General features: G+C 71.5%; 20 protein-coding genes. 17 read left to right on the top strand and 3 right to left on the bottom strand.

The window, feature by feature from the left end:
* The first annotated feature begins 128 nt into the window (after positions 1-128).
* Positions 129-920 (top strand): crotonase/enoyl-CoA hydratase family protein, encoded by a 792-nt coding sequence (locus OO63_RS20040; protein WP_030358790.1) that lies wholly within the window; start codon positions 129-131, stop codon positions 918-920.
* Positions 921-1,045: 125 nt separating this feature from the next.
* On the opposite strand, the gene OO63_RS20035 is transcribed toward OO63_RS20040, so the two are convergent.
* Positions 1,046-1,615, bottom strand: coding sequence for a YceI family protein (locus OO63_RS20035; RefSeq protein ID WP_030358791.1), 570 nt, complete (start codon positions 1,613-1,615; stop codon positions 1,046-1,048).
* Between the two features lie 113 nt (positions 1,616-1,728).
* Between OO63_RS20035 and OO63_RS20030 the strand changes: the two genes are divergently transcribed.
* Positions 1,729-2,589 carry a helix-turn-helix transcriptional regulator gene (locus OO63_RS20030; RefSeq protein ID WP_030358792.1) on the top strand — a complete coding sequence of 287 codons (861 nt, stop codon included), beginning with the start codon at positions 1,729-1,731 and terminating at the stop codon, positions 2,587-2,589.
* 61 nt (positions 2,590-2,650) lie between these two features.
* Here OO63_RS20030 and OO63_RS20025 read toward each other — a convergent pair whose 3' ends face one another.
* Entirely contained in the window at positions 2,651-3,577 is a 927-nt protein-coding gene (locus tag OO63_RS20025; RefSeq protein WP_030358793.1) for a carbohydrate kinase family protein, read from the bottom strand.
* A gap of 226 nt (positions 3,578-3,803) precedes the next feature.
* Here OO63_RS20025 and OO63_RS20020 point away from each other — a divergent pair, with 226 nt between their 5' ends.
* A complete protein-coding gene (locus OO63_RS20020) occupies positions 3,804-4,223 on the top strand; it encodes a Rieske (2Fe-2S) protein (RefSeq protein ID WP_030358794.1) in 420 nt (139 codons plus the stop codon).
* Between the two features lie 50 nt (positions 4,224-4,273).
* Here the strand turns inward: OO63_RS20020 and OO63_RS20015 are convergent, their stop codons facing one another.
* Entirely contained in the window at positions 4,274-5,242 is a 969-nt protein-coding gene (locus OO63_RS20015; RefSeq protein ID WP_030358795.1) for a hypothetical protein, read from the bottom strand.
* Positions 5,243-5,473: 231 nt separating this feature from the next.
* Between OO63_RS20015 and OO63_RS20010 the strand changes: the two genes are divergently transcribed.
* The 14 genes from OO63_RS20010 to pgi all read left to right on the top strand — a co-directional run bounded on the left by OO63_RS20010 (position 5,474) and on the right by pgi (position 23,106).
* On the top strand, positions 5,474-6,121 hold the full coding sequence (locus OO63_RS20010; protein ID WP_030358796.1) for a papain-like cysteine protease family protein: 648 nt from the start codon (positions 5,474-5,476) through the stop codon (positions 6,119-6,121).
* Between the two features lie 5 nt (positions 6,122-6,126).
* Positions 6,127-7,065 carry a hypothetical protein gene (locus tag OO63_RS20005; RefSeq protein ID WP_234311186.1) on the top strand — a complete coding sequence of 313 codons (939 nt, stop codon included), beginning with the start codon at positions 6,127-6,129 and terminating at the stop codon, positions 7,063-7,065.
* Positions 7,066-7,277: 212 nt separating this feature from the next.
* Positions 7,278-9,473: an excinuclease ABC subunit UvrC gene (gene uvrC, locus OO63_RS20000; RefSeq protein ID WP_078619241.1), complete on the top strand. Its 2,196-nt coding sequence runs from the start codon at positions 7,278-7,280 to the stop codon at positions 9,471-9,473.
* Positions 9,470-10,405, top strand: a complete 936-nt coding sequence (rapZ, locus tag OO63_RS19995) for an RNase adapter RapZ (RefSeq protein ID WP_030358799.1) — start codon at positions 9,470-9,472, stop codon at positions 10,403-10,405. The genes uvrC and rapZ overlap by 4 nt, the downstream gene beginning before the upstream one ends.
* Positions 10,402-11,418, top strand: a complete 1,017-nt coding sequence (locus OO63_RS19990; protein ID WP_030358800.1) for a gluconeogenesis factor YvcK family protein — start codon at positions 10,402-10,404, stop codon at positions 11,416-11,418. The genes rapZ and OO63_RS19990 overlap by 4 nt, the downstream gene beginning before the upstream one ends.
* A complete protein-coding gene (whiA, locus tag OO63_RS19985; RefSeq protein WP_030358801.1) occupies positions 11,409-12,398 on the top strand; it encodes a DNA-binding protein WhiA in 990 nt (329 codons plus the stop codon). Before OO63_RS19990 ends, whiA begins: the two co-directional genes overlap by 10 nt.
* A gap of 252 nt (positions 12,399-12,650) precedes the next feature.
* Positions 12,651-15,611 (top strand): M14 family metallopeptidase, encoded by a 2,961-nt coding sequence (locus OO63_RS19980; protein WP_030358802.1) that lies wholly within the window; start codon positions 12,651-12,653, stop codon positions 15,609-15,611.
* 189 nt (positions 15,612-15,800) lie between these two features.
* Positions 15,801-16,811 carry a type I glyceraldehyde-3-phosphate dehydrogenase gene (gene gap / locus OO63_RS19975; RefSeq protein WP_030358803.1) on the top strand — a complete coding sequence of 337 codons (1,011 nt, stop codon included), beginning with the start codon at positions 15,801-15,803 and terminating at the stop codon, positions 16,809-16,811.
* A 126-nt stretch (positions 16,812-16,937) separates the two neighbouring features.
* Positions 16,938-18,149, top strand: a complete 1,212-nt coding sequence (locus OO63_RS19970; RefSeq protein WP_030358804.1) for a phosphoglycerate kinase — start codon at positions 16,938-16,940, stop codon at positions 18,147-18,149.
* 8 nt (positions 18,150-18,157) lie between these two features.
* Positions 18,158-18,943 carry a triose-phosphate isomerase gene (gene tpiA / locus OO63_RS19965; RefSeq protein ID WP_030358805.1) on the top strand — a complete coding sequence of 262 codons (786 nt, stop codon included), beginning with the start codon at positions 18,158-18,160 and terminating at the stop codon, positions 18,941-18,943.
* Between the two features lie 141 nt (positions 18,944-19,084).
* Positions 19,085-19,315 carry a preprotein translocase subunit SecG gene (secG, locus tag OO63_RS19960; RefSeq protein ID WP_030358806.1) on the top strand — a complete coding sequence of 77 codons (231 nt, stop codon included), beginning with the start codon at positions 19,085-19,087 and terminating at the stop codon, positions 19,313-19,315.
* Between the two features lie 250 nt (positions 19,316-19,565).
* Positions 19,566-19,901 (top strand): RNA polymerase-binding protein RbpA, encoded by a 336-nt coding sequence (locus OO63_RS19955; RefSeq protein ID WP_003957010.1) that lies wholly within the window; start codon positions 19,566-19,568, stop codon positions 19,899-19,901.
* Positions 19,902-20,123: 222 nt separating this feature from the next.
* On the top strand, positions 20,124-21,380 hold the full coding sequence (locus tag OO63_RS19950; RefSeq protein ID WP_051811008.1) for an MFS transporter: 1,257 nt from the start codon (positions 20,124-20,126) through the stop codon (positions 21,378-21,380).
* 73 nt (positions 21,381-21,453) lie between these two features.
* Complete coding sequence (pgi, locus tag OO63_RS19945) at positions 21,454-23,106, top strand: glucose-6-phosphate isomerase (RefSeq protein ID WP_030358808.1); 1,653 nt, start codon at positions 21,454-21,456, stop codon at positions 23,104-23,106.
* The last annotated feature ends 28 nt before the right edge of the window (positions 23,107-23,134 follow it).

The raw sequence follows: 23,134 nt of genomic DNA, 5'->3' as shown, positions 1-23,134 counted from the left end.
CCCCTGTGCGGGGTGGCGCGCTGGCGTCTCTTCCCCCCGCCCAACTCGCATACCGCCGAGGGCAGCCCTCGCGTACCGTCCAAGGCAGCCACCGCCCGACGCACCACCGTGACCAGGAGGCGCCCGAGATGTCAGCCGCAGCCGTCCCGTCCGTGCGGAGTGAACGAGCAGGGGCCGTCACCACGGTCGTCCTGTCACGGCCCGACGTGCGCAACGCCGTCGACGGGCCCACCGCGCGGGCCCTCGCCGACGCCTTTCGGGACTTCGACGCCGACCCGCAGGCGTCGGTCGCCGTGCTCTGGGGCGAAGGGGGCACCTTCTGTGCGGGGGCCGATCTGAAGGCGCTGGGGACGCCGTCGGGGAACGAGGTCGCCGAGGTCGACGGGAAGAGCGACGGGCCGATGGGGCCCACGCGCCTCAGCCTGTCCAAGCCCGTCATCGCCGCGATCTCCGGGCACGCCGTCGCGGGCGGTCTGGAACTCGCCCTCTGGTGCGACCTCCGGGTCGCCGAGGACGACGCCGTGCTCGGGGTGTTCTGCCGCCGCTGGGGAGTGCCGCTCATCGACGGCGGGACGGTGCGGCTGCCCCGGATCATCGGGGAGGGGCGCGCCATGGACCTCATCCTCACCGGCCGCCCCGTCGACACGGCCGAGGCGCTGGGCATGGGCCTGGTCAACCGCGTCGTGGCGAACGGCACCGCCCGCGCGGCGGCCGAGCAGCTCGCCGCCGAGATCGCCGCGTTCCCCCAGACCTGCCTGCGGCACGACCGGCTGTCCGCCCGGGAACAGCACGGGCTGCCCGAACAGCAGGCGCTGGCGGGCGAGTTGGCCCACGGCATGCACGCCCTCGGCGAAGCATCGGAAGGCGCCGCGCGGTTCGCCGCCGGAGCGGGACGGCACGGCGCCTTCGGGACGAGCTGAACTTCGGCGCGGGCTGGACTCCGGCGTGGGCTGAGCCCCGGGACGGGCTGGACTCCGGGACGGGCTGTGCCCCGGCCCCACCTGGGCCCCGGGACGAGCCGAACCTCCGTCCCCGGGGCGGAGCCCTACGCCTCGCCCTTGCCCGGCTCCAGGAACTGCATGTCCAGCTGGATCTTCACGGCCTCGCCGAGCATGCCGGGGGCGAACGTCAGGCCGTACTCGCTGCGGCGGATCTCGCCCGTCGCCTCGAAACCGGCGTGCCGGGTGTCGCCGAATTCGCCGAGGCCGCCGAACTCCACGGCCAGCGTCACCGGGCGGGTGACATCGCCGATGGTCAGCTCGCCCGCCATCGTCCAGTCCTCGCCCGAACCGGAGATCCCGGCCGAGCGGAACGCCATCGTCGGACGCTTCTCCACGTCGAGCAGGTCGGAGGCGCGGACGTGCGCGTCCCGGTCCGGGTTGCCGGTGTCGATCGACGCGAGGGCGATGGTGGCGCTCACCGTCGTGTCGGCGAGGGTCTCGCCCACCACGAGCTCCGCGTCGAACTCGGTGAAACGGCCGCGCACCTTGGAGATGCCCAGGTGGCGGATGGTGAAGTTCACGGCGGAGTGCAGCGGGTCAAGCGCCCAGCGGCCCGCCGGCAGCGGCAGGGCGGAGGGGGTGGCAGCGTCAGTGGTGTGGGTCTCGGTGGTCATGCCGTCCACTCTGCGGCGGCCGCCGCAGCCGAGGAAGGCCGGGCGGAGACTGGTAGTGGCAGGGCCACGATCAGGGGCGGCGGTCCCAGGAGCCACCCTGGTACGTTCGAACGGTGAGCGAGAACGAGCTGGGAGCCTTCCTCCGCGCCCGCCGCGAGGCCGTCACCCCCACCGAAGTGGGCCTGCCCAGCGGCCCGCGCCGCCGCACCCCCGGACTGCGCCGCTCCGAAGTCGCCACCCTCGCCGGCATCAGCGTCGAGTACCTGACCCGCCTGGAACAGGGCCGCGACCGCAACCCCTCGCCGTCCGTGCTCGGTTCGCTCGCGGACACCCTGCGCCTGACCGTCGAGGAGCGCGTCCACCTGCGCCGCCTGGAGAAGGCGAGCAACGGCGCCGACAACCCCTGCTGCTCCGCCGCACCGCCCCCGGCGCTGTCCGTGCGGCCCACCGTGCGCGCCCTGGTCGACCGCCTCGAACCCACCCCGGCGGTGCTGCTCAACCGGCTCAGCGACGTCCTCACGTACACGACGGCCTACGAGCAGATCGCGCGCCCCCTCGGCCTGCTCGACGGCGACCGGCCCAACCTGCTGCGGTTCGTCTTCACCGACGAACGGGCCCGTACGGTCTTCCCCGAGTGGGACCGCGTCGCCGACGAGCAGATCGCGCACCTCAGGAACGAGTCGCCGATGATCGACCCCCATGCGGTGCAGTTCGTCGACGAGTTGACGGTGCTCGCCGGGGCGCCGTTCGCCGACCGCGTCGAGGCCGTGCCGGGCCTGCCGCGCCGCAGCGGCGTGGAGCGCCTGACGCACCCGCAGGTGGGCGCGCTACGGCTGGCGTACGAGACGCTGGCGCTGCCCGACGTCGACGGCCAGCGCCTGATCGTCCACCTCCCGGCCGACGACGCCACCTCGGCGGCGCTCGACCGGCTCAACGGCCGCCGGCCGGGCGGTCTGCGCGCGGTCAGCGGCTGAGACCCGCCCGCGGAGCGCAGCGGTCCGCAGGGGTCGGCCCCGGCGTCCGCGGAAGCCGGCTCTAGCGCCCCGCGCCCCCGTCCAACTCCCGTGCGTACGGCGGCTCCGCCCCCGCCCGCGAGCAGGTGACCGCCGCCGCGCGCGCCGCGAACCGCAGCACCTCCGCCCAGGCGTCGTCGCCGAGCCCCGCCGCCGTCCGCGCGGACAGGGCGTCCCGCGTGGCAAGGGAGTGCAGCAGCGCCGCGTTCACCGTGTCGCCCGCGCCGATCGTGTCCACGACGTCGACCGGAACGCCCGGCACCGAGACCTCGCCGCCCTCGCGTGTGAAGACGGAGAGCCCGTCGCCGCCCCGCGTCACCACCACGGCCGCCGGTCCCGACGCCAGCCACTCCGCGGGCGTGCCGCCCAGCCACCGGGCGTCCTCCTCGGACAGCTTCAGGAGCGCCACCGACGGCAGCCAGCTCTTGAACCGGGCGCGGTAGGCGTCCGCGTCGGCGATCAGGCCCGGGCGGATGTTGGGGTCGAGCGCCGTGAAGACACCGCGGGCCGCCTCGCGCCGCATCAGCTCCTCGTACGCGCTCGCGCCCGGCTCCAGGACGAGCGAGCAGGTCCCGAAGGACATCGCCCGCACACCGTCGGGGACCCGGCGTGGCACGGCGAACAGGCGGTCGGCGGTGCCGTCCACGTAGAAGGAGTACGCGGCCGAGCCGTCGCCGTCGATCGAGGTCAGGGCCAGGGTCGTCGGCTCGGGGCCGCGCTGGACGTACGACACGTCGACGTCCGCCGCCCGCAGGCCCCCGAGCAGCGCCTCGCCGAACGCGTCGAGCGAGACCCGGGAGCAGAAGGCGGTGGGGGAGCCGAGGCGGCCGAGCGCGACCGCCGTGTTGTACGGCCCGCCGCCGAGGCGCGGCGCGAGGGCGGACAGGGCGCCCCGCAGCCCGTCCTGCGGCACGAGGTCGATGAGGGCCTCTCCTGCGACGACTATCACTGACGGTTCCTTCCCGGCGTACGGCTCCGGCGGTCGGGCGTTCCGGCGCGGGCGGAGCCCAGACGTCCTGGAGCCCCGGCCTCCGCCTGCGGACAGGCTAAAGCCAGACCCGGCGGACGCGACCGATGCGGGCGGCACTCGGGCACCCCGGTGCCCCACCCGGTCACGCGATCTCCCACCGGTAGGGTCGATTCGTCGCCGAACCAGCCTGACCTGTGGAGACTTCATGCCCGGCACGTCCCCCGCCCGCCGCACCGTGCTGCGCGCGGCCGCCCTCGCCCCCGCCGTCGGGCTCGGGCTCACCGCCTGCTCCTCCGGTGGCAGCGGCAGTCGTTCCGCGCCGACCGAGCCGGTGGACCTGGGCGCGGCCGACGAGGTGCCGGTGGGCGGATCGAAGCTCTACCCGGACGAGAACGTGGTGGTCAGCCGGATCGCCGACGACGAGTACAAGGCGTTCAGCAGCATCTGCACGCACGCCCGGTGCCCCATCGAGAAGCTTCAGGGCACCAAGCTGACCTGCCAGTGCCACGGCAGCCAGTTCGACGCGCGGAACGGCAAGGTGCTGCGCGAGCCCGCCGTGACGCCCCTGGAGGAGCTGCCGGTGAAGGTCGCGGGCGGCAAGATCGTGGCGGGCCCGGGAGCCTGAGGGGTCACTCCCGGACGGACCCCGGGGTCACTCCCGGATGGGCCCCGGGGTCACTCCCAGTCCCACCCGATCCCGATGATCCCGGCCCGCACCTGCGGCTCCACGAGGTGCACCGACCGATGGCTGCCGCTCAGCGTCAGCTCCCGCAGGCCGAGGCGCGGCGCCGCCGCCGACCGCTGCGTGAAGCGGTGGCAGCGCACGGGCAGGGTGTCCTCGGTGAAGCGGACCTGGAGGGCGTACTGGCCGCCGGCGAAGCTGAAGCCGCGCACGTACTCGGCACTCACCCCGGCCGTGCCGTCCTCGAAGCCGTAGCAGAACAGATGGGTGTCGCCCGTGCGCAGCCGGGCGTCGAACAGCAGCTCCGCGACCAGGACACCGGTGTCGTGGTGCCAGCGCACCCGCCCGGTGCGGCAGTTCTCCAGGGCCCGCACCTCCATCCGCTCCGGGGCGCAGCCGGGGTCCCCGTGGTGGATGGCCAGATAGCGGTCGATCCCGTCCGTGTGGGCGCGTACGACATGCTGGGAATCGCGGCCAAGGAGCTCACGGTGGGCGCCTATGCGTATCCGCTCGTGGTGGCCGACGGTGTGCAGACCGCCGTCGAGCGGGGACTCCAGGTCCGCGAGGAGCGACTGCAGGACGTCGGAGGCCTCCACCAGGGAGCGGTACGAACGGGCGGCGGGGCGCTCGGCGTTGATACGCTCCTCTGCCTGGGCGAGAAGCCGGATGAGTGATTCTTCCGGCAGCCGCAGGATCTCCTCCAGGGCGCGTACGGCCCGAAGCGACTCGGCGCGCTGGGGGCGGCGCGCACCCTGCTGCCAGTAGCTCAGACTGGTCACGCCGACGTGGACGCCCGCGCGTGCGAGATGGTGGCGCACCCGTTGCAGGGGCAGGCGCCGGGCGGCGATGGCGGCGCGCAGGGCGACGTGGAACGGGCCGGTGCGCAGGGCGGTGGCGAGGTCTGCCGGGGTGTCGTCCAGGGGCGTCGGGTGGGGCGTTGCGTGGGGGGTGACGTTCCGCACCGCAGGTCCTTTCTGTGAACGTTCACTCCGGCCGTGCGGGTGTACGCCCCGGTCGAAGCGGGTGGCCAGGTGAGCGTGCGCCGGGCGTTCACAGATGTACGCCGTTGTTCACGCTTCAAACCATGCCGCATTGAAGCGTGTTGACCTGCACTGGACAACACCTGATGCTCAATCGCAGCGTCCGGACGCGCTCCTCCACATCCCACCCCCACTCCGCTCGGGAGGAACGCGATGCACCACTCCACCCGCGGGTCGAGCCGTCGCAGACGGCTGTCCGCACTGGCCGTCGCCGCGGCGGCCTTCCTCGCCGTACCGGCGGCCACCGCCGCCGCGGCGCCCCACGACACGTCGTCGACCGTCGCTCCGGCCGCCTCGGGAGCGGCCGACCCGTCGGTCCTCGCCGCCAAGCGCCTGAACATCACGATGCAGGCGCAGCAGAAGTCCAACTGGTGCTGGGCCGCGGCGGGCAACACCATCGCGACGTACCTCGGCAAGAACTACAGCCAGAACCAGTTCTGCAACGCCGCCTTCGGCCGCAACCAGAACACCGAGTGCCCCAACAACCAGGCCACTCTCGGCAATGTGCAGACGGGGCTCCGCTGGGCGGGCATCAACTCCGGGTCGTACGTCACCGGCTGGCTGCGTTACCCCACCGTGCAGTCCGAGATCAACGCGAACCGGCCCATCGAGACCCGCATCCAGTGGTCCAACGGCGGCGGCCACATGCACGTCATCTACGGCTACGACACCGCCAACAGCTGGGTGTACTGGGGCGACCCATGGCCCTCCAGCGACCGCTACAACTGGGCGTCCCACGACTGGTACGTCAACAACAACACCTTCTCCTGGACCCACTCGCTGTACCGGATAGGGGCGTGAGAGCGATGACCCGTCCCGTTTCCCCCGCGTCTCCCGTCGCCCCCGCGGCGCGCGACTCCTTCGCGTCGCACGCTTCCGGTACGCCCGGCCGCGCCCTGAAGGCCGTGCTCGCGGGCTCGGCCGCGGCCCTGCTCCTCGGCCTCGCGGCCCCGCACGCCACGGCCGACTCCGGACCGGCCGCACGGCCCGCGCCGCCCGCCCCTTCGGCCCCGTCGGACGCCGCCCGCGGCGCCGCCCACGACGCGGCCGAGGCCCCGAAGACCCTCGACACGCTCTCCCGCTTCTTCGCCCGCGAGGGAGCCGTCACCAAGGCCGCGGCCGAGCCGCGCGTGGCGGGCGACAAGGCCGTGCCCGTCTACTACCTGTCGCCCGACTTCGTCGCCGGCAAGAAGGACGCGCCCGTCGCCCGCATGGAGTTCCTGGCCAGCAAGGCGGTCTCCTCCGACGGCCAGGAGGCGTCGCTCTGGTCCGTCCGGCAGGAGGGCTCCTGGCGCATCGTGAACATCGCCACCGGGGACGACGAGACCCACTACGCGCGCGTGGGCGGCGACAAGCTCCCCGGAGGCACCGTCTTCCACGAGCCGCAGATCAACGGCTGGTACGTCACCAAGGGCGCGCGCGTGCTGCCCCTCGACAAGGACGCGGTACGTGCGGTCGGCGCGGAGGGGACCTCGACCGACGCCTACCGCAAGCGGGTCCAGAAGGCGTACGGGGACAAGCTGCCGGGGTCGGCGTACGCGAAGTCCGGCAAGGCGGGTGGCTTCGCCGAGGAACCGGCGGGTACGTCGGCCGAGGCGGCCGGGAAGTCTGAGTCCGCGTCGTCCTCGTCCTCGTCCGACGGGGCGGTGACCGTCGCCTCGACGGTGGCCGGAGCCGGGGCCCTGGTCGCCCTGGGCCTGTCCGGGGCTGCCCTTGTCCGGCGGCGCTCCCGCCGCCTGGGCTGAGCCGGTCCCGGCCTCCGGCCGGGACATCCCCCCACCCGCCCGCCCTTCACAGGGCGGGCGGGTGGGGACTTTCAGCGGTCGGCCCGGCGCGGGGAGCCCCGCAGCGCGGTCGGATCGGCGGTCCGCGAGGCCCGCGGAGCACGAGGCCCGCCATCACGGCACCACCCAGCCGCAGACACTGACTGTCACACCCCGCCAGTAGGCTGTCCGACATGGCCGACCCTTCCAGCTACCGCCCCAAGCCGGGACAGATCCCCGACTCGCCGGGGGTCTACAAATTCCGCGACGAGCACCGCCGGGTGATCTACGTCGGGAAGGCCAAGAGCCTGCGCCAGCGCCTGGCGAGCTACTTCCAGGACCTGGCGAACCTGCACCCGCGCACGGCCACGATGGTGACGACGGCGGCGTCCGTGGAGTGGACCGTCGTCGCCACGGAGACCGCCGCGCTCCAGCTGGAGTACACCTGGATCAAGGAGTACGACCCGCGCTTCAACGTCAAGTACCGCGACGACAAGAGCTACCCGTACCTCGCGGTGACGATGAACGAGCAGTTCCCGCGCGTGCAGGTGATGCGCGGTCAGAAGAAGAAGGGCGTGCGCTACTTCGGCCCCTACGGCCACGCGTGGGCGATCCGCGACACCGTGGACCTGCTCCTGCGCGTGTTCCCCGTGCGCACCTGCTCCGCCGGAGTCTTCAAGAACGCCGCCCGCACCGGCCGCCCCTGCCTCCTCGGCTACATCGGCAAGTGCTCGGCGCCTTGCGTGGACCGGGTCTCCGCCGAGGAGCACCGTGAACTGGCCGAGGACTTCTGCGAGTTCATGACCGGCCGCACGGGGACGTACATCCGGCGCCTGGAGCGGCAGATGACGGACGCCGCCGAGGAGATGGAGTACGAGCGCGCGGCCCGGCTGCGCGACGACATAGACGCCCTCAGGAAGGCGATGGAGAAGAGCGCCGTCGTCCTCGCCGACGCCACCGACGCCGACCTGATCGCCGTCGCCGAGGACGAGCTGGAGGCCGCCGTCCAGATCTTCCACGTGCGCGGCGGACGCGTGCGCGGCCAGCGCGGCTGGGTCACCGACAAGGTCGAGGCGGTCACCACGGCCGACCTCGTGGAACACGCGCTGCAGCAGCTCTATGGAGAGGAGACGGGCGACGCCGTCCCCAAGGAGGTGCTCGTCCCCGCCCTGCCCGACCCCGTCGAGCCGGTGCAGGAGTGGCTGACCCAGCGCCGCGGGTCGAACGTGTCGCTGCGCATCCCGCAGCGCGGCGACAAGAAGGCCCTCATGGAGACCGTCGCGCGCAACGCCCAGCAATCCCTCATGCTGCACAAGACCAAGCGCGCCTCCGACCTCACGACCCGCTCCCGCGCCCTGGAGGAGATCGCCACGGCCCTGGAGCTCGACAGCGCGCCCCTGCGCATCGAGTGCTACGACATCTCGCACCTCCAGGGCGACGACGTCGTCGCCTCCATGGTCGTCTTCGAGGACGGCCTCGCCCGCAAGAGCGAGTACCGCCGCTTCCAGATCAAAGGCTTCGAGGGGCAGGACGACGTCCGCTCCATGCACGAGGTGCTGACTCGGCGCTTCCGGCGGTATCTCGCCGAGAAGGAGAAGACGGGGGAGTGGTCCCCCGAGGAGGCGCAGGAGAGCCTCACCGAGGAGGACGGGCGGCCCAAGAAGTTCGCGTACCCGCCGCAGCTCGTCGTCGTCGACGGCGGTCAGCCGCAGGTCGCCGCCGCCCAGCGGGCCCTCGACGACCTCGGCATCGACGACATCGCCGTCTGCGGCCTCGCCAAGCGCCTCGAAGAGGTCTGGGTGCCGGGCGAGGACGACCCGGTGATCCTGCCGCGCACCAGCGAGGGGCTCTATCTGCTCCAGCGGGTGCGCGACGAGGCGCACCGGTTCGCGATCACCTACCAGCGGTCGAAGCGGACCAAGCGCTTCAAGGCGAGCCCCTTGGACGCCGTGCCCGGCCTGGGCGAGGCTCGCAAGCAGACACTGATCAAGCACTTCGGTTCGGTGAAGAAACTCCGGTCCGCGACCATCGACCAGATCTGCGAGGTCCCGGGCATAGGCCGCAAGACGGCGGAGGCCGTCCTGGCGGCCTTCGCCCAGGCCGCCCCGGCGGCCCCCGCGGTGAACACCGCGACTGGAGAGATCATGGAAGAGGAGGAACCCGCGACGGCGGGTGACTCCGACCACGGCGAGCAGCCCGCGCACGCGGGAGACTCGTCCGACGGCGGCGGGCATTCCGCACAGGCGGGAGACTCGTCCGGCGGTGGCGAGGATCCCGCACAGGCGGGAGACCCGCACGGCGACGGGCCCGACACGACCGGGGCCCCGACCGACAGCGAGGCGCCCACGCGCGTGGGCGCCGCACGGACACGACGGGGGATGGAGACATGAGCGAGCACGACGAAGGCGGAGAACAAGTGAGTACGGGCACGACCATCGAACCGGGCGAAGCCGCGGAGGCGGCCATCCCCGAGCTGGTGATCATCTCCGGGATGTCCGGCGCGGGCCGCTCCACGGCGGCCAAGTGCCTGGAGGACCTCGGCTGGTTCGTCGTCGACAACCTGCCGCCCGCGCTGATCCCCACCATGGTGGAGCTGGGCGCCCGCTCCCAGGGCAATGTCGCGCGCATCGCGGTCGTCGTCGACGTCCGTGGCCGCCGCTTCTTCGACAACCTGCGCCAGTCCCTCGCGGACCTGGAGTCCAAGCACGTCACCCGGCGCATCGTGTTCCTGGAGTCCTCCGACGACGCCCTGGTGCGCCGCTTCGAGTCGGTGCGCCGCCCGCACCCGCTGCAGGGCGACGGCCGCATCGTCGACGGCATCGAGGCCGAGCGCGAGCTCCTGCGCGAGCTGCGCGGCGACGCCGACCTGGTCATCGACACCTCCAGCCTGAACGTGCACGAGCTGCGCGCCAAGATGGACGCCCAGTTCGCGGGCGACGAGGAGCCCGAGCTGCGGGCCACGGTCATGTCCTTCGGGTTCAAGTACGGCCTGCCGGTCGACGCCGACCTCGTCGTCGACATGCGCTTCCTGCCCAACCCGCACTGGGTCCCCGAGCTGCGCCCCTACACCGGGCTCAACGAGGAGGTGTCGGCGTACGTCTTCAACCAGCCCGGCGCCAAGGAGTTCCTCGACCGCTACACCGAACTCCTCCAGCTGATCGCCGCGGGCTACCGCCGCGAGGGCAAGCGGTACGTGACCATCGCCGTGGGCTGCACGGGCGGCAAGCACCGCTCCGTCGCCACGTCCGAGAAGCTGGCGGCCCGACTGACCGCCGCCGGGATCGAGACCGTCCTCGTCCACCGGGACATGGGGCGCGAATGAAGCCCAACCGCCGGGTGCTCCGCCTGAACCGCCTGGGCCGCAAGCGGGGCACCCAGCCCAAGGTCGTCGCCCTCGGCGGCGGCATGGGCCTGTCCGCGTCGCTCGCCGCGCTGCGCCGCATCACCGGCGACCTCACCGCCGTGGTGACGGTCGCCGACGACGGCGGCTCCAGCGGGCGGCTGCGCGCCGAGCTGGGCGTGCTGCCACCCGGCGACCTGCGCAAGGCGCTCGCCGCGCTCTGCGGCGACGACGACTGGGGCCAGACCTGGTCCCGCGTCATCCAGCACCGCTTCCAGTCCCGCGGCGACCTGCACGAGCACGCGGTGGGCAATCTCCTGATCGTCGCCCTGTGGGAACAGCTCGGCGATCACGTCCAGGCTCTGGACCTGGTCGGCAGGCTGCTCGGCGCGCAGGGCCGGGTGCTGCCCATGTCCGCCGTGCCGCTGGAGCTCCAGGCGCTGGTCAAGGGCCACGACCCGGACCGCCCCGACGACGTGGACACCGTCCGCGGCCAGGCCACGGTCGCGCTCACCCCGGGCGAGGTGCAGTCCGTGCACGTCGTCCCGCAGGACCCCCCGGCCGTGCCGGAGGCCGTCGCCGCCGTCCTTGACGCCGACTGGGTGGTTCTCGGCCCCGGATCCTGGTTCTCCTCGGTGATCCCGCACCTGCTCGTGCCCGAGCTCCTCGACGCGCTCACCGAGACCAAGGCCCGCCGGGTCCTCTCGCTGAACCTCGCGCCGCAACCCGGAGAAACCGAGGGGTTCTCTCCGCAGCGTCATTTGGAGGTTTTGGCCCGACACGCCCCTAAACTCGCCCTGGACGTGGTGCTGGCCGACGAGGCCGCCGTGCCCGACCGTGGATCACTGACCGACGCCGCCAAGCGGTTCGGCGCCACGGTGGAGCTGGCGCCGGTGGCCCGCCAGGACGGCAGCCCCAAGCACGACCCGGAGCTGCTGGCCGCCGCGTACGACCGTATTTTTCGGATGCATGGAAGGATCGGCCCATGGCGATGACGGCAGCGGTGAAGGACGAGATCTCCCGGCTCCCCGTCACCCGGACCTGCTGCAGAAAAGCAGAGGTCTCGTCGATCCTGCGGTTCGCGGGCGGTCTGCACCTGGTGAGCGGCCGGATCGTGATCGAGGCGGAGCTGGACACCGCGATGGCGGCGCGCCGCCTCAAGCGGGACATCCTGGAGATCTTCGGGCACAGCTCGGAGCTGATCGTGATGGCCCCCGGCGGCCTGCGCCGCGGCTCGCGCTACGTCGTTCGGGTGGTCGCGGGCGGCGATCAGCTGGCCCGCCAGACCGGCCTGGTGGACGGCCGCGGCCGGCCCATCCGCGGCCTGCCCCCGCAGGTGGTCTCGGGGGCCACCTGCGACGCCGAGGCGGCCTGGCGCGGCGCCTTCCTCGCGCACGGCTCGCTGACCGAGCCCGGCCGCTCCTCCTCCCTGGAGGTGACCTGCCCGGGCCCGGAGGCGGCGCTCGCGCTGGTCGGCGCGGCCCGGCGGCTGCAGATCGCCGCGAAGGCCCGTGAGGTGCGCGGCGTGGACCGCGTCGTCGTCCGGGACGGGGACGCCATCGGGGCCCTGCTGACCCGGCTCGGCGCCCATGAGTCGGTGCTCGCCTGGGAGGAGCGGCGGATGCGGCGCGAGGTCCGCGCCACCGCCAACCGCCTCGCCAACTTCGACGACGCCAACCTGCGCCGCTCGGCCCGTGCCGCCGTCGCCGCGGGCGCCCGGGTGCAGCGCGCCCTGGAGATCCTGGGCGAGGAGGTGCCCGAGCACCTCGCGGCCGCGGGCCGGCTGCGCATGGAGCACAAGCAGGCCTCCCTGGAGGAGCTGGGCGCGCTCGCCGACCCGCCCCTGACCAAGGACGCCGTCGCGGGCCGCATCCGCCGCCTGCTCGCCATGGCCGACAAGCGGGCGCAGGACCTCGGCATCCCCGGCACGGAGTCCAACCTGAGCGAGGAGCTCGCCGACAACATGGTCGTCTGAGGCGGGGCTGCGTGAGGCATGGCTGTCCGAGGCGTGGCCGTCGCGGACGCAGTGGCCCGAGGCGCGCTCCCCTGACGCCTCCGTAAACCCCCGAAGCCGCCGGTGGCCCCCAGGCCCCGGCGGCTTCGTCATGCCCGCACAGCCCCCTGATCCGGCCAGGGAACCCCTCACCCGCCGTATTGACATGATCATGAAGCGTGACGAGCCTGGCGTTCGCGCACAAACGTGCCGGACAACTGCAAGGGGGGGCTCATGAGACGAAGAGCGAGCGCGAGATCGATTCTCGCCGCGAGCGCACTGCTCGTCGGCGGACTCGTCGCCGCACCGCACGCCCAGGCGAGCGGACCGGCCAAGTCTCCGGCCGACGACGACCCGGCGGCCGTCAAGGTCTACCAGGCCGACGTCACCAAGAAGCAGATACCGATCCTGGTCGAGGCGGGGCAGGACGCCCATGAACTCGCCGGACAGGCACCCGAGAGCGGCACCGGCCGCGTCGAGCTGTACCTGACCGAGGGCCAGGCCGAGTCGATCGAGCGCAAGGGCATCGACCTCACCGAGCACCGCGTGTCCGCGGCGACGGCGAAGAAGCTGAAGGCCGCGGGGGACGGCGTCTTCAGGCCGTACAGCGGCAAGGGTGGGCTCCAGGAGGAGATCGTCAAGACCGGTCAGGCCCACCCCGGCCTCACCAAGGTCGTCTCCATCGGCAAGACGGTCCAGGGCAAGGACATCCTCGCGCTCAAGCTCTCCAAGAACGCCAAGAAGTCCAAGGACGGCTCCAAGCCCGCCACCCTGTACATGTCCAACCAGCACGCGCGCGAGTGGATCACCCCCGAGATGACCCGCCGCCTGATGCACCACTACCTCGACAACTACGGCAAGAACAAGCGGATCACCAAGCTCGTGAACTCCACCGAGCTGTGGTTCGTGCTCTCCGCCAACCCCGACGGCTACGACTTCACGCACGCCGCCGACGGCGACCGGCAGTGGCGCAAGAACCTCCGTGACATCGACGGCGACGGCAGGATCGCCCCCGGCGACGGCGTCGACCTCAACCGCAACTTCGCCTACAAGTGGGGCTACGACAACGAGGGCTCCTCGCCCGACGCGTCCTCGGAGACCTACCGTGGCACCGGACCGATGTCCGAGCCCGAGACCAAGGTCATCGACCGCTTCCAGAAGCGCATCGGCTTCCAGTACGGCATCAACTACCACTCCGCCGCCGAACTGATCCTCTACGGAGTGGGCTGGCAGGTCGCCACCCCCACCCCGGACGACGTGCTCTACAAGGCGCTCGCCGGCACCCCCGAGAAGCCCGCGGTCCCCGGCTACCACCCGCAGGTGTCCTCCGAGCTGTACACCACCAACGGCGAGGCCGACGGCCACGCGGGCAACGTCAACGGCATCCCGATGTTCACGCCGGAGATGTCCACCTGCCAGACCGCGTCGAACGTGGACCCCAATGACGCCTGGCGGCCCCAGGACTGCGCGTCCATCTTCACCTTCCCCGACGACGAGAAGCTGATCCAGCAGGAGTTCGCGAAGAACGTCCCCTTCGCGCTCGCCGTCGCCGAGACCGCGCTCCACCCCGACCAGCCGGTCTCCGTCACCGGCATCAAGGCCCCCGACTTCACGCCCGACACCTTCAGCACGTCCTACGCCCGCGGAGCGGACCAGGAAGTCGCCGTCACCGCCCGCAAGTCGGTGCGCGCCAAGGAGCTCAACTACCGCATCAACGGCGGCCGTACGCACGACGAGAAGCTCAAGGCCTGGAAGGGCGGCGAGACCTACGGCGGCGAGGACAACCTGCACTTCGACCAGTACCGCGCCGACGTCGAGGGCGCCCGCGCGGGTGACAAGGTCGAGGTGTGGTTCACCGGGCGTACCAAGAAGGGCCGCACGCAGAGCGAGCACTTCACGTACACCGTCGCCGAACGCCCCAAGGCGAGCACCCTCGTCGTCGCCGAGGAAGGCGCACCCGCCACCCAGACCCAGAAGTACGTCGACGCCCTGAAGGCGAACGGCCGCCCGGCCGCCGTGTGGGACGTCGCCAAGCAGGGAGCCCCGCACCCGCTCGGCGTCCTCTCGCACTTCTCCGCCGTCGTCCACCACACCGGCGACCCGGTGCCCGGAGCGCCCACCCAGCTCGCCCTGCGCGCCTACCTCAACGAGGGCGGCAAGCTGATCGAGTCCGGCGAGCGCACCGGCAGCGACGTCGACCTCGGCGAGGCCCTCACCGACGACTTCGCGCAGTACTACCTCGGCGCCTACGAACGCCTCTCCGCACCCGACGCCAAGAGCTTCAGCGGCACCGGCGCGCTCGCCGGGACGGACGGCGCGCTCGGCGCGGCCGAGGGCAACCCGCTCGACAAGGCGGGCCGCTTCACCGTCACCTCCGACACCCTGCCCGCCCCTCAGTTCCCGCAGTTCAAGAGCGCGGCGGGCGGCTCCTACCCCGGCCTCAGCAACCCCTACGCGCCCTTCGAGGGCCAGGGCATGGCCGCCGCGACCCACGCCGACCGGGACTACAAGCGGCTCACCCGCACCTTCGACCTGACCGGCGTCACGGCCGCCGACAAGCCGGAGCTGCGGCTCGCCCTCAACTGGAACCTGGAGCCGGGCTTCGACCACGGCCTGCTGGAGGCGCACACCACGGGCGCCGACGACTGGACCACGCTGCCCGACACCAACGGCAACTCATCGGCCGCCGTGCCCGCCCAGTGCGCGGCCGGGTTCTTCATCAACGGCCACCCCTTCCTCAAGCACTATCTGACGCAGGGCGCGACCGGCTGCACGGCGAGCGGCAGCAGCGGGGCCTGGAACAGCTTCACCGGCTCCTCCGGCGGCTGGAAGCAGGTCGCCTTCGACCTCGCCCCCTACGCGGGCAAGAAGGTGGAGGTGTCGCTCAGCGCCGTCACCGACCCCGGCAGCGGCGGCCGCGGCCTCTTCGCCGACAACGCGCGTCTGGTCGTCGGCGGGACCCCCACCGAGACCGAGGGATTCGAGTCCTCGCTCGGCACCTGGGCCGTCGCCCCGGCCCCGGCGGGAAGCCCCAATATCACGGGCGACTGGGCACGCACCGGCGAGCTCTACACGTCCCACGCCGCGATCACAGCGCGTGACAGCGTGCTGCTCGGCTTCGGCCTCGAACACATCCCCGCCGCGGCCGACCGGGCCCGGCTGATCGGCAAGGCACTGGACCACCTGCGCCGCTGACGCTGCGTAGTCAGGACCAAGGTCCCGGTGGCCCGTGTCCCTACTGGGGGGTACGGGCCGCCGGGGTGTCGAGGGCCCCTGTCGATGTCACCCCGGAGCCGCCGGAGAGGTAGGGTCGGAGGCGGTCGGGGACATCCCAATACATCTCGCCGGCGTCTCAGACCGGCGTACCAACGAGGAGATCGGTTCGTGACGATCCGCGTAGGCATCAACGGCTTTGGCCGCATCGGTCGCAACTACTTCCGCGCGCTCCTTGAGCAGGGCGCGGACATCGAGATCGTGGCTGTCAACGACCTGGGTGACACCGCGACCACCGCTCACCTGCTGAAGTACGACACCATCCTGGGCCGCCTCAAGGCCGAGGTGTCGCACACCGAGGACACCATCACCGTCGACGGCCACACCATCAAGGTGCTGTCCGAGCGCAACCCCGCCGACATCCCGTGGGGCCAGCTGGGCGTCGACATCGTGATCGAGTCCACCGGCATCTTCACCAAGAAGGCGGACGCCGAGAAGCACATCGCCGGTGGCGCGAAGAAGGTCCTCATCTCGGCTCCGGCCAAGGACGAGGACATCACCATCGTGATGGGCGTCAACCAGGACAAGTACGACGCGGCGAACCACCACGTCATCTCCAACGCCTCCTGCACCACCAACTGTGTGGCGCCGATGGCCAAGGTTCTCGACGAGAACTTCGGCATCGTCAAGGGCCTGATGACGACGGTGCACGCCTACACCAACGACCAGCGCATCCTGGACTTCCCGCACTCGGACCTGCGCCGCGCCCGCGCCGCCGCCGAGAACATCATCCCGACCACGACGGGTGCCGCGAAGGCCACCGCCCTGGTCCTGCCGCAGCTCAAGGGCAAGCTCGACGGCATCGCCATGCGCGTGCCGGTCCCGACGGGCTCCGCCACCGACCTGGTCGTCGAGCTGCAGCGCGAGGTCACCAAGGACGAGGTCAACGCCGCGTTCAAGAAGGCCGCCGACGACGGCGACCTCAAGGGCATCCTCTACTACACCGAGGACCCGATCGTGTCGTCCGACATCGTCAGCGACCCGGCCTCCTGCACCTTTGACTCCTCCCTGACCATGGTCCAGGAGGGCAAGTCGGTGAAGATCCTCGGCTGGTACGACAACGAGTGGGGCTACTCCAACCGCCTCGTCGACCTCACGGTCTTCGTCGGCGGCCAGCTCTAAGCGGTCCACGTCTCAGAGCCAGGCATCTCGATGTGAGCACAGGGTCCGGACAGCGCAGCGCCGCGCCGTTCGGACCCTTTGCGCGTGAGCACCCCTCAAGAAGTCCCAGTCACGGAGTCCTATTACATGAAGACGATCGACGAACTTCTCGCCGACGGTGTCGCAGGCAAGCGGGTCTTCGTCCGCGCCGACCTCAACGTGCCGCTCGACGGCACGACCATCACCGACGACGGCCGCATCCGCGCGGTCCTGCCCACCGTGAAGGCGCTCGCCGACGCCGGTGCCCGCGTGGTCGTCGCCTCGCACCTGGGCCGCCCCAAGGGTGCCCCGGACCCGGCGTTCTCGCTGGCCCCCGCCGCCGCGCGGATCGGTGAACTCCTGGGTGCCGACGTCCGGTTCGCCACCGACACGGTCGGCGACTCGGCCAAGGCCACCGTCGCCGACCTCGCCGACGGCCAGGTCGCGGTCATCGAGAACCTGCGCTTCAACGCGGGCGAGACCGCCAAGGACGACGCCGAGCGCGGCGCCTTCGCCGACCAGCTCGCGGCCCTGGCCGATGTCTACGTAGGCGACGGTTTCGGCGCCGTGCACCGCAAGCACGCCTCCGTGTACGACCTGCCGGGCAAGCTGCCGCACTACGCGGGCTACTTGATCGCCACCGAGGTCGGCGTCCTCAAGAAGCTCACCGAGGACGTGAAGCGCCCGTACACCGTCATCCTCGGCGGCGCCAAGGTCTCCGACAAGCTCGCCGTCATCGACGAGCTGCTCGGCAAGGCCGACCGGCTGCTGATCGGCGGCGGCATGGCCTACACCTTCCTCAAGGCCAAGGGGTACGAGGTCGGCATCTCCCTCCTCCAGGAGGACCAGATCCCGGTTGTCACGGAGTACATGGAGCGCGCCGAGAAGAGCGGCGTGGAGCTCGTCCTGCCTGTCGACGTCCTGGTCGCCACGGACTTCCCCGACCTGAAGACGAAGGCCCCGGCCGACTTCAAGACCGTCGACGCGGACCGGATCCCCGCGGACATGGAGGGCCTGGACATCGGCCCCAAGAGCCGCGAGCTCTTCGCCGCGAAGATCGCCGACGCCGAGACCGTCTTCTGGAACGGCCCGGTCGGCGTCGCCGAGCACCCTGACTACGCCGGTGGCACCTCGGCCGTCGCCCGCGCCCTGCTCAACTGCGACGGCTTCACCGTGGTCGGCGGCGGCGACTCAGCCGCGGCCGTGCGCAACCTAGGCTTCGACGAGAACGCATTCGGTCACATTTCGACCGGCGGCGGCGCCTCCCTCGAATACCTCGAGGGCAAGACGCTCCCCGGTCTCGCCGCACTGGAGAACTGACACCCCTCATGACGAATCAGACCACCCGCACGCCGATCATGGCGGGCAACTGGAAGATGAACCTCAACCACCTCGAGGCCATCGCGCACACCCAGAAGCTCGCGTTCGCGCTGGCCGACAAGGACTACGAGGCCGTCGAGGTCGCCGTCCTGCCGCCCTTCACCGATCTGCGCTCCGTGCAGACGCTGGTCGACGGCGACAAGCTCAAGATCAAGTACGGCGCCCAGGACATCTCGGCGCACGACTCCGGTGCCTTCACCGGCGAGATCTCGGGCCCGATGCTCGCCAAGCTGAAGTGCACGTACGTGGCCGTCGGCCACTCCGAGCGCCGTCAGTACCACAACGAGACCGACGAGCTCTGCAACGCCAAGGTCAAGGCCGCCTTCAAGCACGGCATCACGCCGATCCTCTGCGTCGGCGAGGGCCTGGACATCCGCAAGGCGGGACAGCAGGTCCAGTACACGCTGAACCAGCTCGACGGCGGCCTCAAGGACGTCCCGGCCGAGCAGGCCGAGTCCATCGTGATCGCCTACGAGCCGGTGTGGGCCATCGGCACCGGCGAGGTCGCCACCCCCGAGGACGCCCAGGAGGTGTGCGGCGCGATCCGCGGCCGCCTCGCCGAGCTGTACTCGCAGGAGCTCGCCGACAAGGTCCGCATCCAGTACGGCGGCTCCGTGAAGGCGAAGAACGTCGCCGACATCATGGCGCAGCCCGACGTCGACGGTGCCCTGGTGGGCGGCGCGGCGCTCGACGCCGACGAGTTCGTCAAGATCGTTCGCTTCGGCGACCAGTGACGAGACCAGTGAGTATGCGCTAGCGGCGATACGTCGTACCCTTGCGGGGTCCGAGGCTTGTTCTCTGAGCCACAGTGCTCACCGAAGAGCTTCGGGCCCCGTCGTCGATTCAGATCCGAGGAAGTTGGTCCAGCCGTGGTTATGGGGTTCTCGATCGCCCTGATCGTCTTCAGCCTGCTGCTGATGCTGCTGGTGCTGATGCACAAGGGCAAGGGCGGCGGCCTTTCCGACATGTTCGGTGGCGGCATGCAGTCGTCGGTCGGTGGCTCCTCGGTCGCCGAGCGCAACCTCGACCGCATCACGGTCGTGGTCGGTCTGCTGTGGTTCGCGAGCATTGTCGTGCTCGGCATCCTGATGAAGGTCAACAACTGACAGCAGTCGGGTGCCGCCCGCCCTTTCGGGGCGGTCCTGTCCGCTGTCCCGCTCATAGCCCCATGTTCAGTACGCGCCCCCGTGCGCGGCTTATCATGGGGCTTGCGTGTCGGGGTGGGGTGTAACTCCCAACACTGGACGCGCGTTGGGCCTTACGTAGACTGAGGCACCCGCAGCGGAGCCGGCAGTCGACCCCGCGGCGCAGCCGCCGTTCGACACAGGCAGCACCATCACGCAGGGAGTTACGACCGTGGCAAGTGGCAACGCGATCCGGGGAAGCCGGGTCGGGGCGGGGCCGATGGGCGAGGCCGAGCGCGGCGAGTCCGCGCCGCGGCTGCGCATCTCCTTCTGGTGCTCCAACGGGCACGAGACGCAGCCGAGCTTCGCCAGCGACGCGCAGGTCCCCGACACCTGGGACTGCCCCCGCTGCGGCTTTCCGGCGGGCCAGGACCGGGACAACCCCCCGGACCCGCCGCGCACCGAGCCGTACAAAACGCATCTCGCGTACGTCCGCGAGCGGCGCAGCGACGCGGACGGCGAGGCCATCCTCGCCGAGGCGCTCGCCAAACTGCGGGGCGAGATCTAGGACTTGAGAACCGGCCGGACACCTTCGGGTGCCCGGCCGGAGCCGTCTGCCCTCCCGCGCCGAGCCGCGCGTCGGCTTCCCGCGCCGAAGCCGCTGGTCAGCGACGCGCCCGACCTCGATGTCAGTGGTGGCGTCTACGGTTTGACCGTGGCTCGGTAAACCCTCGGAGACCTTGAGGGACCACCGTGCCGCGGAGGAACCACGGGGTGGGGAGGGGGAGTTGTGACGGCTGCGGTCCACGTGAGCGGGACGGGCGCGCGAAGTGTCGCCTGGCGCGGTGGGTTCGGGCGGCTGTGGGCCGCCGCGGTGCTCTCCAGCTTCGGGGACTCGCTGCGCAAGGCCGCGCTGCCGCTGCTCGCCGCGTCCCTCACCGACGACCCGCTGCTCATAGCGTCGGTGACCGCCTGCGGCTATCTGCCGTGGCTGGTGTTCGGCCTGGTCGGCGGGGCCGTCGCCGACCGCGTGGACCAGCGGCGCGCCATGTGGACGGTGGACGTGGCGCGCGGACTCCTTGTGGCGGGCTTCGCCCTCGCCGTGGCGCTCGGCCACGCCTCGATCGGCCTGCTCATCGCCCTCGCCGTGGTGCTCACGACGCTCCAGACCCTGTTCGACAACGCCGCCACGGCCCTGCTCCCCGCCCTCGTGGACCGCGCGACCCTGGGCAGCGCGAACGCACGGCTGCTCACCGGCCAGCAGTTCGCGGGCGGCCTCCTCGCCGCTCCCGTCGTGCCTTTCCTGATGGCCGCGGGCGCGGGCCTTCCGTACGCGGTGGACGCGGCGACCTACCTGGTCGCGGCCGCCCTCGTGGCCTCCCTGCGGGTGCCCGCGCCCGAGCACCCGCCCAGACCCGCCGGGGCCACCCTGCGGTCCGACATCGCGCACGGCCTGCGCGTGCTGTGGCGGGACCGGGTGCTGCGGCGCCTGTGCGCGGCGACCGCGCTCGGCAACGTCGGCATAGGCGCGCTCCTCGCCACCCTCGTCGTCCTCGTCACCGGCTGGCTGGACGCGGGCAGCGGGGGGTACGCGGCGGCGATAACGGCGTACGCGGCCGGGAGCCTCGTGGGCGGGGCGCTCGCCGGGTGGCTCGCGCGGACGCTCGGCCGGGTCCGGGGCATCCTCGTCGCCGGAACGGCCCAGATCGCGGCGCTCGTGGCGATGGGCACGGTCCGCGACCTCGTGGCGCTGGTCGTGAGCATGGCGGTGTTCGGGGCCATGGGGATGGTGTGGAACGTCAGCACCCACACGCTCATGCAGGAGCGTCCGCCCGCCGCCGTGCTCGGGCGCGTCAGCTCGGCGTTCCGGACCCTGGCGGTCGCCGGGGCGCCGCTCGGGGCGATCCTCGGCGGGGCCGTGGCCGCGCTGTGGGGGCCCAACACCCCGATGCTGCTCGCCGCCGCCCTGTTCGCCCTCTCGGTCACCGCGCTCACACCCGCGCTTAAGTCGGCCGACAGCGGACAGACAACTCAAACCGCTCGCTGATCAACTAGGTTGGGAGGGCAGCGGGGCGAACGCAACGGTACTCAGGTTGTACGAGAGAAGGCTGAAGTCCGAGATGAACGCAGAAGGCCGCACCAAGCTGAATCAGACGCCGGAGTGGACGGCGCTGGCCAAGCACAAGGAGCAGCTGGGGGAGGTGCGGCTGCGGGAGCTGTTCGACGCTGATCCGGCGCGCGGCACCGGCTACACCCTCCGGGTGGGCGACCTGCACATCGACTACTCCAAGCACCTGGTGACCGACGAGACCCTGGCGCTGCTGCGGGACCTCGCGGTGGCGACGGACGTCTTCGGGCTCCGCGACGCCATGTTCCGCGGCGAGAAGATCAACACCACCGAGGACCGCGCGGTCCTGCACACCGCGCTGCGCGCCGCCCGGGACGCCGACGTCGAGGTCGACGGCGAGAACGTGGTGCCGGGCGTGCACGCCGTGCTCGACAAGATGTCCGCGTTCGCCGACAAGATCCGCTCCGGCGAGTGGACCGGCCACACCGGCAAGCGCATCAAGAACGTCGTCAACGTCGGCATCGGCGGCTCCGACCTCGGCCCCGCCATGGCGTACGAGGCGCTGCGGTCCTTCACCGACCGCGACCTGACCGTCCGCTTCGTGTCGAACGTGGACGGCGCCGACCTGCACGAGGCGATCCGGGACCTGGACGCGGCCGAGACGCTGTTCGTCATCGCCTCCAAGACGTTCACCACGATCGAGACGATCACGAACGCGACCTCCGCGCGGAACTGGCTGCTCACCCAGCTCCAGGCCGACGAGAGCGCCGTCGCCAAGCACTTCGTGGCCCTGTCGACGAACACCGAGAAGGTCGCCGACTTCGGCATCGACACGGCCAACATGTTCGAGTTCTGGGACTGGGTCGGCGGCCGGTACTCGTACGACTCGGCGATCGGCCTCGCCCTGATGATCGCCATCGGACCGGACCGCTTCCGCGAGATGCTCGACGGATTCCGGCTCGTCGACGAGCACTTCCGCACGGCGCCCGCCGAGGAGAACGCGCCGCTGCTGCTCGGCCTGCTCGGCGTCTGGTACGGCAACTTCCACGACGCGCAGTCGCACGCCGTCCTGCCGTACTCCCACTACCTGTCCAAGTTCACGGCCTACCTCCAGCAGCTCGACATGGAGTCCAACGGCAAGTCCGTGGACCGCGACGGCGAGCGGGTGCAGTGGCAGACCGGTCCGGTGGTGTGGGGCACGCCGGGCACGAACGGGCAGCACGCCTACTACCAGCTCATCCACCAGGGCACCAAGCTCATCCCGGCCGACTTCATCGGCTTCGCCAAGCCGGTCGACGACCTGCGGCCCGGCCTGGTCGCCCAGCACGACCTGCTGATGGCCAACTTCTTCGCCCAGACGCAGGCCCTCGCCTTCGGCAAGACACCCGACGAGGTCCGCGCGGAGGGCGTGCCGGACGAACTGGTGCCCCACAAGACGTTCCAGGGCAACCACCCGACGACGACGATCCTCGCGACCGAGCTGACCCCGTCGGTCCTCGGCCAGCTCATCGCGCTGTACGAGCACAAGGTGTTCGTCCAGGGCGCCGTCTGGAACATCGACTCCTTCGACCAGTGGGGCGTCGAGCTGGGCAAGGTCCTCGCCAAGCGCGTGGAGCCCGCCCTGACGGAGGGCGCTGACGTGCCGGGCCTGGACGCCTCCACCAAGGCCCTGGTCGCCAAGTACCGGGAGCTGCGCGGGCGTTGAGCCCACGGCTCGCCAGTGGCGCCCCGGT

Origin of the sequence: Streptomyces alboflavus, assembly GCF_000716675.1 — a bacterium.
In the GTDB taxonomy this organism is placed as follows: Bacteria; Actinomycetota; Actinomycetes; order Streptomycetales; family Streptomycetaceae; genus Streptomyces; species Streptomyces alboflavus.
Note: the sequence above shows the minus strand (reverse complement) of the source record. Positions and strands in the feature narration are given on the sequence as shown.